This window comes from Rheinheimera marina (assembly GCF_042654345.1).
GTDB lineage: Bacteria > Pseudomonadota > Gammaproteobacteria > Enterobacterales > Alteromonadaceae > Pararheinheimera > Pararheinheimera marina.
Window position 1 is genome coordinate 571164 of the sequence record NZ_JBHSGB010000010.1, and the last position, 12882, is coordinate 584045.

7 protein-coding genes are annotated in these 12882 nt (G+C 52.7%); 5 read left to right on the forward strand and 2 right to left on the reverse strand.

Annotated elements, in window-relative coordinates; all coding sequences use genetic code 11:
* Positions 1 to 16: 16 nt before the first annotated feature.
* A complete protein-coding gene (locus ACFO3I_RS12295) occupies positions 17 to 2368 on the reverse strand; it encodes a penicillin acylase family protein (protein ID WP_377334270.1) in 2352 nt (783 codons plus the stop codon).
* A 59-nt stretch (positions 2369 to 2427) separates the two neighbouring features.
* Between ACFO3I_RS12295 and ACFO3I_RS12300 the strand changes: the two genes are divergently transcribed.
* Positions 2428 to 3072: a cytochrome b/b6 domain-containing protein gene (locus tag ACFO3I_RS12300; RefSeq protein ID WP_377334271.1), complete on the forward strand. Its 645-nt coding sequence runs from the start codon at positions 2428 to 2430 to the stop codon at positions 3070 to 3072.
* A 16-nt stretch (positions 3073 to 3088) separates the two neighbouring features.
* Here the strand turns inward: ACFO3I_RS12300 and ACFO3I_RS12305 are convergent, their stop codons facing one another.
* A complete protein-coding gene (locus ACFO3I_RS12305) occupies positions 3089 to 3541 on the reverse strand; it encodes a c-type cytochrome (RefSeq protein ID WP_377334272.1) in 453 nt (150 codons plus the stop codon).
* Between the two features lie 112 nt (positions 3542 to 3653).
* On the opposite strand from ACFO3I_RS12305, the gene ACFO3I_RS12310 reads away from it, so the two are divergent.
* Genes ACFO3I_RS12310 through ACFO3I_RS12325 form a run of 4 tightly spaced genes read left to right on the forward strand, consistent with a single transcriptional unit; the run spans position 3654 to position 12795 of the window.
* Positions 3654 to 6629, forward strand: coding sequence for a bifunctional diguanylate cyclase/phosphodiesterase (locus tag ACFO3I_RS12310; RefSeq protein WP_377334273.1), 2976 nt, complete (start codon positions 3654 to 3656; stop codon positions 6627 to 6629).
* Between the two features lie 37 nt (positions 6630 to 6666).
* Positions 6667 to 9762 (forward strand): amidohydrolase family protein, encoded by a 3096-nt coding sequence (locus tag ACFO3I_RS12315; protein WP_377334274.1) that lies wholly within the window; start codon positions 6667 to 6669, stop codon positions 9760 to 9762.
* 10 nt (positions 9763 to 9772) lie between these two features.
* On the forward strand, positions 9773 to 11071 hold the full coding sequence (locus ACFO3I_RS12320) for an amidohydrolase family protein (protein ID WP_377334275.1): 1299 nt from the start codon (positions 9773 to 9775) through the stop codon (positions 11069 to 11071).
* Between the two features lie 56 nt (positions 11072 to 11127).
* A complete protein-coding gene (locus ACFO3I_RS12325) occupies positions 11128 to 12795 on the forward strand; it encodes a M28 family metallopeptidase (RefSeq protein ID WP_377334276.1) in 1668 nt (555 codons plus the stop codon).
* The last annotated feature ends 87 nt before the right edge of the window (positions 12796 to 12882 follow it).

Consider the following 12882-nt stretch of genomic DNA (forward strand, 5'->3'; position numbering starts at 1 on the left):
GTCTAGACGTCTAAAGTCAAGCTTTAGGTTCAATCTTTAATAAATACTCTGTTTTGCCAGGTAAAAAGCCCAGCCATTTCTCGTGCAACCAGAAGCTGTGATCGGCCTGATAAAAGGGCGACAGCGGGTGACCAGACTGACCAGCTGGGATCACTAACAAGCCATCTGCTTCATGACCTGGTGACACCACCATCCGCTCCGACTGGCCATGCACTTTGTTTTGCACCCGCGGCATATGGCTGTCGCCGTTCATCGGCATGGCTGGCATATTCAGCCAGTCACCCAGCGCCGGAATAGCCGCGCCAAGCGGATGCTGGATTTGACTGGTGTTTAGTGCGCCCCAGTTGGCTTGAGCCAGGCTGCCTTGCTGTTGTTCCAGCGCTTGTTTGCTGTCAAGCACAGCTTGTTGTAGCAGAGACTTCCAGCTGGTAAAACTGGCAGGCACCGTGTCTGGCCGTGGCTGTTGGATCAAAGCCCAGGTAGCGGTTTCCAAGGAGAACTTCAGGTCTCGTCCACTCAGGCGATGTGTTTCCAACAGCGCCGTCAACGGGGCAAAGGCCAGTTCGATGGTCTTAGCGCGAAAGGCACGAACCAGGCTGTAACCTACTGAACTGATGCTGGCCTGGCTGGCGTCTTTCATCACGTAATCACGGTAAGAGGTCAGCTGGTGCTCTGCGACAAAATCCGCAGTGAGAACCTGATCGAGCAGCAGTTTTTGCCAACGCGCCAGCATCAGAGCGCGATGATCCAGCTGAATTTGCTGCAGGCTTTGTTCGGTATGCTGCGGCAGCGCTGTCAGGCCGTCACGGATCTGCTGGGCACGGGCACCCAGATCATAACCGCCGTTGCCAATCAGGGCTAAATCGTCGCCCCCGATCATCCGGCTGTTGGCGGTCCAAAGCTGGCCAGATTTGGGGTTCAGAATGGCCGGATAAGCCTTGGCCGCATGGTAACCTGTCCAGCGGTTTTTCGCTGTACTCCAGTCTTGTGGCGTATCCATATCGGTCAACTGGCGCTCAGGTAGCGCGCCAATCAGGGTCCAGCCAATCACTCCCTGGCGGTCTGCCACCAACAGGTTTTGCGTGGGCACTCCGACCCGGCTGGCGATTTGCAGTGCCGCTTTGGCACTGTCAGCCTGTTCCAGCTGTAACAGATTAAAGTTGGCGCCTTGTGGGTCATGAGCCACCCAGCGCAGTGCATAGCCGGAAAATGGTTCAGGTAATAACGGGCCCCAGATGGTTTCTTTGTACTGGCGCACCAAATCAGGCTGGCCTTTGACTTTGATCACTTCATTCTGGTAACTGAACTCCTGCCAGCCATCATCGGTCTGGTAGCGTTCGGCTTTGTCGTCCAGCTTCAGTGCAATGACGTCACTCCAATCCGCCGTGCTGTTAGTAAAGCCCCAGGCGATGTTGCCATTACTGCCGGCAACCACTGCAGGGGTGCCGGGCAAGGTCACGCCAGCAACCCATTTGGTTTCGCCTTCTTGTTGCCATTGCAGCCGGGCTTTAAACCAGGTGCCTGGCACCCGAATGCCTAAATGCATATCGTCGGCCAGAATGGCGCGGCCATCGGCGGTGCGGCTACCGGCCACTGCGAAATTGTTCGAGCCAATATCGCGGCTATCGAACAGGCCACAATCCGTGCAGGCACTTTGTTGTTGCTTTAACACTGCGGGATAAGCCGAGGATGGAACCGGCACTGCGCTGACTTCAGAGCCGTCCATCGCAGCCTGCCAGTCAGCGCTGTGCTGCATCAGAAACTGATACCAGTCTGCTGGTAATTGCTGCTTCAATAAGCCCATGGCCAGCTCATCTTTGCCTTGGCTGCCCTGCAAGTCCAGAAACATACTGTACAGGGCTAAAAACGAATCTGCCGCTGTCCAGGTTCGTGGGCTGGCCTGCAATAACCAGTATTCGAACGGTGGTAAACCCAGCTGTTGCAGGCCATCGTTGACACCGGCCGTATAACGGTCGAGCAGCAGTTTTTGTTCTGCTGGTAACACCTTGTAGCCAAGCTCGGCTCTGTGGCGGAACCGGTGTAAACGGCGTTTTTGGTCTAAATCGAGCGCCATTTCGCCAAACAGCTCCGACAATTCACCCGCTGAGTTGCGACGCAGCAAATCCATCTGGAAGAAACGCTCCTGCGCATGGCTGAAACCCAAGGCGTAGGCGGCGTCGCTGCGACTTTGGGCTTTGATACTCAGGTAGCCCTGAGCATCGCGGTCCAATTCAACTGGCTGTTCAACGGCTCCGTCAATCTGACCGTCGTACTGAGGTTGATTTGACTTCAGCGCCAGGTAAAGTGACAGCAAGCTGAGCACAATCAGCGCAAGTAGTGATAACAGGATCCATTTCAGCCAACGCATAGGTTTTTGCATCCAATCAGTTAAAATCAATGCTTTATCATAAAGAGGGTGATCAAAAGATGAAAGAGGTGAGGGTCTGGGATCTTGCCGTGCGTTGTTTTCACTGGAGTCAGGTACTGCTGCTCGGAGGGCTCTGGTGGACCGCTGAAGAAGGCATGATGGAATGGCACCAGGTGTTGGCTTACAGCCTGGTTTCCTTGTTACTGGCGCGGTTGGTGTGGGCCTTTGCCGGTAGTGAAACGGCTCGCTTCAGTCATTTTGTGCAAAGCCCGTTACAGGCGCTGAAACACTGGGATCAACCTAAAAAAGGGATGGGTCATAAAGGCTTATCGTCCTATATGGTGCTGGCACTGATGGCACTGGTGCTGTTGCAATTTCTCAGTGGCCTGATGACCACCGACGATGTGTTTGTCGAAGGGCCGCTGTACACTCAGGTGCCGTCTGGGCTAAGCGCATTGGCGGGCTGGTGGCACCACAATGGCTTTAATCTGTTACTGGCTCTGGTGGTAGTGCACGTGCTGGCCGCCTTGTGGCATCTGATGAAACGGGATGGCACTGTGGGCGCTATGTTCAGTGGTAAACAGCTGGCGGCAGCTGAGCAACCGAAAGAAAAGCCGTTTTGGCTCTATGTGGTGCTGGTGTTGCTGTTTCTGGCCGCTTTTGTTGGCTGGCAGGGTCCGTTATTCCAACAGACCCTGTTTTAAACGTTGGTGCAGAAACTTAATCTGCTTTGTACTTGTCGTGACACGCCTTGCAGTTTTTGGCAAATGCCATCACCGCAGGTTTAATCTGCTCCATAGTACCGCTGGCAGCTGCAGTATTTAATGCAGCTGCATCGGCCTGAAATTTTTCCGCTTTTTGTTTAAAGTCCTGCAGGTTTTGCCAGATATCTGCTTTGGCGCTGCTTTCTGCTTTGTCCGCTCCCGGCACCTCGAAGGCTTCCCAAGGTAAGGTGGTCAGGCTGACCAATGCCGCAGCGCGGCGTTTCGCCCGTTCAGCATCAAAAGGGACCTGGCCTTTGACCATGTCACCTAAATCCGCAAAGTTGTGGCGGATCAGCTGAAAACTATGTTGGCGGTAACTGACTGCATCCTCTGCGTCCGAAAAAGCGCTGGCGGCTATAGCGCCGGTTGAAGCAGTCGAAAGTGCGATTAGAATAAACAGATTTTTCATTAGCTTGATTCTCATTTGTTGAAATTTGATGCAATAATGAGTGCAGTCACCTGACCCAGCCTCAGCCCTAGCTTTACAGTTGGCATCCGCCGCTGTCAATTCAGGAAATGAAGTGAAAGAAGTCAATTTTCACAAACCCGGCGGTATCCACTCCCTTAGCATCCGCTTTGCTTTGCTGGTGTTTTTACTGACCTTTACTGCCAGTGCCGCTATCGCGTATGCCGTGATGCAGATGCAGCACCATGTGTTGTTGCGGCAGGAAAAACAAGAGCTTAAGCTACAGGCTGCCAAATATGCGCGGCAGTTAGACCAGGAGTTCCTGGCGCGAGAAAAACGTGCTTTAAGCGCCAATGCCGTGGTGAGCCGTTTTCCGCAACTCAAAGCACCGGAACAGCAACTGAGTGTTGCCGCTGATGGTAGCATCCGCATTCAGGACGATATCTCCGCCGCTTTTATCCCGGCGGCGGCACTGGATGAACAACACAAAGCCTGGTTGCAGCAAACAGGGCCCTTGTGGCAGCAGCTGGCGCCTTTAATGCTGGAAGACTTTTTCAGCTTCTATTTTATTTCCAGCAAAGGCATGGTTCGGATAGCGCCAGCAGACTGGGCGCTGGAAGTGCCGGTGGCTCATCCGGTGACCAATGAAGTTTTTTATCGGATTGGTACCCCAGAACTCAACCCGAACCGCTTACCGCGCTGGACCGAGATTTATTACGATCCGATTTGGCAAAAATGGATGACCAGTCTGGTGGTGCCTGTGTACAGGCAAGACGAGTTTCTTGGCATCACAGGGTCAGATTTTGTGCTCGACGAGCTCTTTGTCAGCCTGACGGCGATGGACCAGACCGCAACCGGCGTCCGGGCTTTGTTGTACGACCAGAAAGGCAATTTGCTGGTGGACGGCACTAAACCAACAGTCAATCTGGCCAAACCTCACTTCCCAACCGACTATTCTGCTGCGAAGCCACGTCAACCTGAAATGGCCGGTTATATCGAACAATTGGTCGCTCAGCCGGACCAATGGCAACAGCAAGCCGATTTGCCTGGTTATCTGGTGGCCAATGCAAAAATTGAGCGATTAGGCTGGTACTTAACTCTGTACCAGGACAAAAAAGTGGTCTTGGCTGGGTTGGATGAATTTCGTGACAACCTGATGCTGACCTTTCTGGCGGTGGCCGTGGTGGTGGCGTTGTCGCTGCAATTCTTTATTTATCAGTTTATTTTAAAGCGGTTGACCCGCTTGTCTGGCGCCGTGCAGCAGCTAAGCCGTGGTGACAATCAATTGCCTGAGCTTGACCAGAATCCTGATGAAATAGGATTGCTGAATCAGGCGTTTAACTCGATGTCGGATGAAATTCATCAACTGATTTCTGGCTTAAACCGCCGTATTGTCGAAAAAGAAGATGCTGAACGGGCCGCACGTAAACTGACGAAAGCGGTGGCATTTTCCAGTTCGGGCATAGTAATCACCGACAAAGCACTGCTGATTGAATACGCCAACCCTTTTATGCTGGAGCTGATTGGCTCGAGCGCCGAGCAGTTACAGCAGCAACCCTTGTCTACCTTGTTTGCGGTTGAAATGTTTTTTGTTGGTGAAGAAATTTCCCATACGTTGCAGGAGCGTCACCATTGGCGTGGCGATATGCTGCTGCAGCATGCGGAGCGTAAACTCTGGGTGTCGCTGGCGATAGCACCAATTCGTGATGAAAAAGGTGAACTGAGCAACTATGTCTGTGCCATGCAGGACATTTCGTTTATTAAAGAAAGCCAGCGAAAAATGGAACAGCTGGCTTACTACGATGTACTGACCGGCATTGCCAACCGCAGTTATTTCCGCGACCAGTTGCGTAAAGCCATCGCGATGGCGGCGCGGGGTTATTACCACTTTGCGTTGTTGTATTTTGATCTGGACGAATTTAAACGGATTAACGACACCCTGGGCCATGATGCCGGTGATGAGCTGCTCAAAGAGGTGGCCAGGCGGCTGATTTCACGTTTGCGTGAAGAAGACACCATAGCCCGTTTAGGTGGCGATGAGTTTGCCGTGATCCTCAGTGGGGTTAAAGATCGCGAGCAGGCAGCGATGACCGCTGAAAATCTGCAGCAAACCTTTGCCGCACCGGTCAAACTGGCTGGCGAAGAAGTCGCCATCAGCGCCAGTATCGGTATCACCATAGCGCCTGAAGATGCGGCGGATGAAGAGTTGCTGCTTAAACATGCTGACCTCGCGATGTATGAAGCCAAGGCCCGTGGCAAAAACACCTACCATTTCTTCAGCCAGGATCTGAACGACGCAGCTAAAGAAAAGTTGCTGATTGAAACCCAGCTGCGTGAAGCAATACGAGAGCATCAGTTTGTGCTGTTTTATCAGCCAAAAATTGATATCCGCGATCAACGGATTGTTGGCTATGAGGCGCTGCTGCGCTGGATCCGGCCAGACGGCAGTATGATCCCACCGCTGCGGTTTATTCCGGTGGCAGAGAGCACCGGGCTGATTGTGGAAATTGGCGAATGGGTGATCTGGGAAGCCTGCCGCTTTATCAGTCGTCAGCAAAGCAAAGGCCATGATGTCACTATTGCCGTGAATTTATCTGCCCGGCAATTCACCGATCAGAATCTTGCCGCTATGGTTGAACGTATTCTGATCCGCACTTGTGCCAAGCCACAGTCGCTGACCTTTGAGATCACTGAATCTATGTTAATGGGCGATACTGATGCGGCTATTGCCCAACTAAACGAGTTAAAAAATCTCGGTGTGGCTTTATCTATCGACGACTTTGGTACAGGCTATTCTTCGCTGAGTTACTTAAAACGTTTTCCGGTAGATGAGCTGAAAATCGACCGCTCTTTTGTGAAAGACATTCCTGAAGACACCAATGACATGGATATTGTCGCCGCCATTATTGCGATGGCGCAAAAAATGAATCTGCGCGTGGTGGCCGAAGGGGTGGAAACACCAGAGCAAATCGACTTCCTGAATAACAATGCTTGCTACCTGGTTCAGGGCTATTTCTTCAGTATGCCGCGCGCAGAACAAGAGTTGTTTCACCTGAACTATCAGCCTCTGGTTCATCCGACTCATGTCTGATGGCCTTTTTTTATAATAATTAAACCAGGAACATTTCATGACCAGATTACGACTGTCGTTGTGCAGTGCGGCCTTGCTTTGCGCTCTTGTGCCTGCTGCCCATGCCGACCAGACGACCCCTGTGCAGGGGATCCGTGATAAATCGCTGCAATGGTATGCGTTAACCAACGCCACTGTTGTCACAGAACCGGGTAAACGGCTGAATAACGCCACGGTACTGATCCAGGACGGCAAAATCATCCGGGTAGGTAACGATACGAAGATCCCGGCCGGTTACCAGCAAATTGATGCCTCAGGCTATTACATTTATCCGGGTTTTATTGACCTGTACAGCCAGTACGGTTTGCCAAAAGCAGGCAAAGGCGAAGCGTTCAGCTTTGGCCGTAAGCCGAACTACACCAATGATCGCAAAGGCGGTAATGCCAGCAATGCCGCCATCCATGCCCGCATCAACTGGGTGGATGAATTCAAACCTGATGCTGAGCAGGCCAAAAGCTACCAGCAGCAGGGCTTTACCACAGTACAGTCGGCCCGGCTGGACGGTATTTTCCGTGGCCAGGCCTTTGTAACTTCGTTATTACCAGGCTTACCGAATGAAGCCGTGATCCAGGGCACTGGTAACCAATTTATGGCCTTTAGCAAAGGCACCTCGGAACAAAGTTACCCCTCTTCCCTGATGGGCAGCATTGCGCTTATTCGTCAGACCTTGTCGGACGCCAGCTGGTATGCCCAGGCCCATGGCAAAACCGACTGGCGCTTCTACAACCAGCCGATTGAATTTAATGCTGATCTGGCCGCATTAGGCCAGCTGTCGCAACAAGGCGTGGTGTTTGAAGTGGCGGACGACCAGGCGCTGCTGCGTGCTGACAAGTTACTGAAAGAATTCAATATCGGTAAAGTCAGCCTGGTGGGTACTGGTTATGAATACAACCGGCTGAGTGAATTAAAAGCCTCTGGCCGCTCGCTGATTCTGCCTCTGGCTTTCCCGGCGGCACCGAATGTGCAGCAACTGAATGATCAGCTGGATGTTGAGCTGGCACAACTGCGTCATTGGGAACGGGCTCCGGCCAACCTGGCCGCCGTGGCCAAAGCGCAAATTCCATTTGCATTGACCTTAAGCAAGCTGGAAAAGCCAGAGCAGTTCTGGCCAAATTTACGTAAAGCCGTGCATTACGGTCTGAGTGAGCAGCAGGCGCTGGAAGCTCTGACCACAGTGCCGGCCAAATGGCTGGGTCTGGAGTCTCAGCTGGGCAAAGTGGCGCCGGGGTATCTGGCTGACCTGGTGGTCAGTAAAGGCGATTTATTTGCTGACGGTGAAATTGTGGCGACCTGGGTACGGGGTCAGCAACAACAGTTTAAAGCGATGGACTTGCCACAGTTTGCCGGTACTTATGCGCTGTCAGCTGCAGGCATGACCTTGCCAGTGGAACTGAGCGAAAAAGGCGACAAGGTGGAAGGTAAAGTGTCGTTGTCTGGCAAAGAAGCCAAACTGAGCCATCTGCAAAACAACCGCAACCAGCTGCAGTTCAGCCTAGATTTAAAAGCGCTGGAGCAAGGCTCAGGTGTGGCTCAGTTCAGTGGTGTGCTGAACGGCAATCTGCTGACCGGTACCTTGGTGACGGCCGATGGGCAGCGTCACCCCGTGACGGCGACCCGCCAGGCCATGGCTAAAGCGGATACACAGAAAGCGGTCAAGGCTGCTGCGGCGTTGATTTCTAACCAGACGCTGCCTAACCGTGCTTATGGGGTAACCGCCAAAGCTAAACAACAGAACGTGCTGATTAAAAATGCAACGGTCTGGACTTCGGCCGACGCAGGTAAACTGGAAAACACCGACGTGCTGGTGCAGGACGGCAAGTTTGTCAAAATTGGCCAGAATCTGAAAACTCCATCCGGTGTGACAGTGATTGATGCGACAGGCTTACACCTGACTGCCGGTATCATTGATGAACACTCGCACATCGCTATCGACCAAGGTGTGAACGAAGGGTCTGATGCTGTTACTTCTGAAGTGCGCATTGGCGACGTACTGGATGCCGATGACATCAATATTTATCGCGGCTTAGCTGGTGGTACCACCACAGCACAGCTGTTACACGGCAGTGCGAACCCAATTGGTGGTCAGGCCCAGGTGATTCAATTACGTTGGGGTGACAGCGCTGAGCAGTTGAAATTCAAAGGCGCACCACCAAGCATCAAATTTGCCTTGGGTGAAAACGTCAAACAGGCCAACTGGGGCGAAGCCTTCCGCATTCGTTACCCACAAACCCGTATCGGTGTAGACACTATTATCCGTGACGCTTTCCAGGCGGCCAAAGAGTACAAAGCTCAACTGGCGGCTTACGAAGATTTGTCTCGCTCAGATAAAGCCAAAACTGCGGCGCCACGGCCGGATTACCGCTTAAATGCGCTGGTGGAAATTCTGGATAAACAGCGTTTTATCCATGTGCATTCCTACGTGGCTTCTGAAATTCTGATGATTATCAAACTGGCCGAAGAAATGGGCTTCAGCATCACCACCTTCACCCATATTCTGGAAGGTTACAAAGTGGCTGATGCGATGAAGAAACATGGTGCCAGTGCATCCAGCTTCGCCGACTGGTGGGCGTATAAAATGGAAGTTCAGGACGCTATTCCGTACAACGTTTGTCTGATGCAGCAACAGGGTCTGATCACCAGTATTAACTCTGACAGCCCGGATCTGCAGCGCCGCCTGAACCAGGAAGCCGCTAAAGCTGTGGTGTACTGTGGCATGGACGAGCAGGAAGCGTTAAAAATGGCCACCATCAACCCAGCCAAACAGCTGAAAATTGACAACAAAGTAGGCTCAGTGGAAGAAGGCAAACAAGCGGACTTCGTCTTGTGGTCTGCCAATCCGTTGTCTGTGTACGCTCAGGCGAAATCCACCTGGATTGAAGGCGCTATGTACTACTCACAGCAGCAGGATGAGCTGATGCAACAACAGGTTGCCGCCGAGAAACAACAGCTGATCCAAAAAGTGCTGACTGCATCTGACGCCGATAAAGCCGGTTCAGGTGCCAGCTACAAGGCCAACAACCCGGTCTGGCATTGTGAAGACAACGTAGACGTGATGACCGTTGGTGGTTATCAGTTGACTGGCCATAAGCACTAAGGAGCCTGCGATGAAATTATCTGTATTCAAACTGGCCCTGCTGGCTGCATTTAGCAGCACAGTGCTGGCCAATGACATTGTTCCGGCAGCAGCCCAGTCTGCGCCAATTTTGCTGACCGACGCCACAGTGCACACTGTGACTCATGGCACGCTGCAAAGCACAGACGTGCTGCTGGTGGACGGTAAAATCAGTGCTATCGGCGCCGATTTAACAGCCCCGGCTGGCGCTAAAGTGGTGGATTTATCCGGCAAGCATCTGTACCCGGGCTTAATTGCGCTGGCAAACCAACTGGGTCTGACCGAAATTGAAGCGGTGCGCTCCACGGACGACACCACGGAAGTGACCCAAACTAACCCTGATCTGAAAGCGCAAATCGCCTATAACGCCGATTCTGAAGTGATCCCAACCATCCGTTCCAACGGTTTCGCCTACAGCATGGTGTACCCGAATGGCTCCATGCTGATGGGCCAGTCGGCACTGATGCAACTGGATGCCTGGAACTGGCAGGATGCCACAGTATCGGACTCGGTGGCACTGCACCTGAAATGGCCAAAAGCCGATTTGCAGACCAGCCCATGGCGGCCACAAAAGCCGGACGATATCCGTAAGCAAAGTGCAAAAGACTTAGCTCAGCTGTACAGCTACTTCAAAACGGCCAAAGCCTATGCGGATGCAGTGAAAGCAGGCACTCAAGTGGCGGTTGATTCACGCTGGCAGGCGATGATCCCGGTGTTCGCCGGTCAGAAGCCAGTCTTTGTGCATGCCGATGACCAACGTCAGATTGAACAGGCCCTGCAGCTGCAACAGCAGTATGGTTTTGCCATGACGGTGGTGGGTGGCCGTGATGCCTGGCGTGTAGCGCCACAGTTAGCGGCCGCCAAGGTGTCGGTCATCTACACCACGCCTTACGGTATTCCAGAGCGTGCTGATGAAGCCAGCAGCCAGTCTTTCCGCACGCCGGCACAGCTGGCCAAAGCCGGGGTGAAGTTTGCCCTGTCGCTGGATGGTTACTGGGACACCCGTAACGTGGTATTTGCTGCCGGTCAGGCCATCAGTTATGGCCTGGATAAAGATGTAGCGTTACGTTCTGTTACACTTGACGCTGCGGCTATTGCCGGGGTGGCTGATAAGATAGGCAGTATTGAAGTTGGCAAAGCGGCCACTTTAGTGGTGTCAGATGGCGATATTTTCGATTACCTGGGGCATAAGGTCCGTTATTTATGGATCGATGGTCGTCAGGTGGATTTATCCAGCCGTCACACCCAGCTGCGGGATAAATACCAGCAGCGTTATCAGCACGCCAACTAAGATTTTGATCTGACCTGTTCAGGGGCTGCGGCCCCTGAACTTTTTAAGGAACTCCAATGAAGTTATCTATTCTTGCTGCGGCCACCGCCGCCATGTTACTGGCTGGTTGCCAGACTGCCAGTCAGAGCCCGGCGCCACTGGCCAAAGCCAGTGCCACCGCCATTGAGGCCCATATGACCTTTTTAGCGGATGACAGCCTGGAAGGGCGCGACACTGGTAGCCGGGGTCACCAGATTGCTTCCCTTTATATCGCTCACCAGCTGCAAGCGTTAGGCCTGGCTCCGGCGGGTGAACAAGGGTATTTCCAGACAGTACCAATGCGTAAAGCCCTGCTGAAACAGGGCAGTGCCAAAATGAGCCTGAGCCTGAATGGCAAAACCACGGATTTTGGCTATCCCAACCAGTTTTTCACAGGCCCAAGCCTGAGTGAGGCAGTGTCTGACGTCAAAGCAGGTCTGGTGTTTGTCGGTTACGGCATGGAATCGAAAGAATTTGGCATTGACGATTACCAGGGCCTGGATGTTAAAGGCAAGATTGTGGTGATGCTCAGTGGCCGGCCAAAGGCACTGCCAAGCGAAGAAGCGGCTCACCTGCAAAGCCTGAAAGGCAAACTGGCGGCGGAGCATGGTGCTGTCGGTATTCTGACCATTCACACGCCTGAGCGGGAAAAAGTTCGTCCTTATGCCAGCAGCATTCTGTATTTAAACAGCCCAAGCATGGGGTGGGTGCATAAAGACGGTTCAGTAGAAGGCGAGCATAAAGAGCTGAAAGGCAGTGCGTACCTGCATACAGACACCGCCAAAACCCTGTTTGAAGGCGCTGCTGAATCCTTAGACGCCATCTTTGCCCAAATGGCCGAAGGCAAGAACCCGAAAGGCTTTGCGTTAAAAGGCGAAGTTAGCCTGCATCGAGAGTCGACACTGGAAGATATTCAAAGCCCGAACGTAGCGGCTGTTTTGCCTGGCTCAGATCCGGCTTTAAAAGACGAATATGTGGTGGTGACGGCTCACTCGGACCATATTGGTTTCAGTAATGATGTGCGCAGCAAAGACAAAATCAACAATGGTCTGATGGACAACGCCGCAGGCGTTGGCATTATGCTGGAAACTGCCCGTTTATTTGCGCAGGCGCCAGCCAAACCTAAACGTTCTATTTTGTTTGTTGCGGTGACCGGGGAAGAAAAAGGCCTGTTGGGGGCGGATTATTTTGCCCACAACCCAACCCGTCCTGTTGAGAAGCTGGTTGCCAATGTCAACCTGGACATGCCGGTGCTGTTATACCCATTCGCTGATATCGTCGCTTTTGGTGCCAATCACTCCAGCTTAGGCGCAGTGGTGGACAAAGCCGCTGCCTCGGTTGGCGTGAAGCAAAGTGCTGACCCTATGCCGGAGCAGGCCATTTTCACCCGCTCAGATCACTACACACTGGTGCAGCAAGGCGTGCCTTCGGTCTTCCTGATGACGGGCTTTACCTCGCAGGATCCAAAGCAAAATGGTGGCGAGATTTGGCACCGTTTCTTTGCGAAAAACTACCACAAGCCAAGCGATGATGTGGCTGGCCTGACGGCTGAGTATGGCCCAATCCGTTATGACGCCGGTGCTGTGTTTGCCGACATCAACTACGCGATTGCCACTGAAGTTGCCAACGCACCACAGCGGCCGGTCTGGTTGAAAGACAGTTTCTTTGGCAAAACCTTTGGTCAAAGTTACAACGTGCAGAAGTAGTTTTGTGAAAAAGCTATAAAGCCACCTACGGGTGGCTTTGTTTTATCTGGCCAAACTTTTACAATGGCTGCCTGAAGACTCGCGATT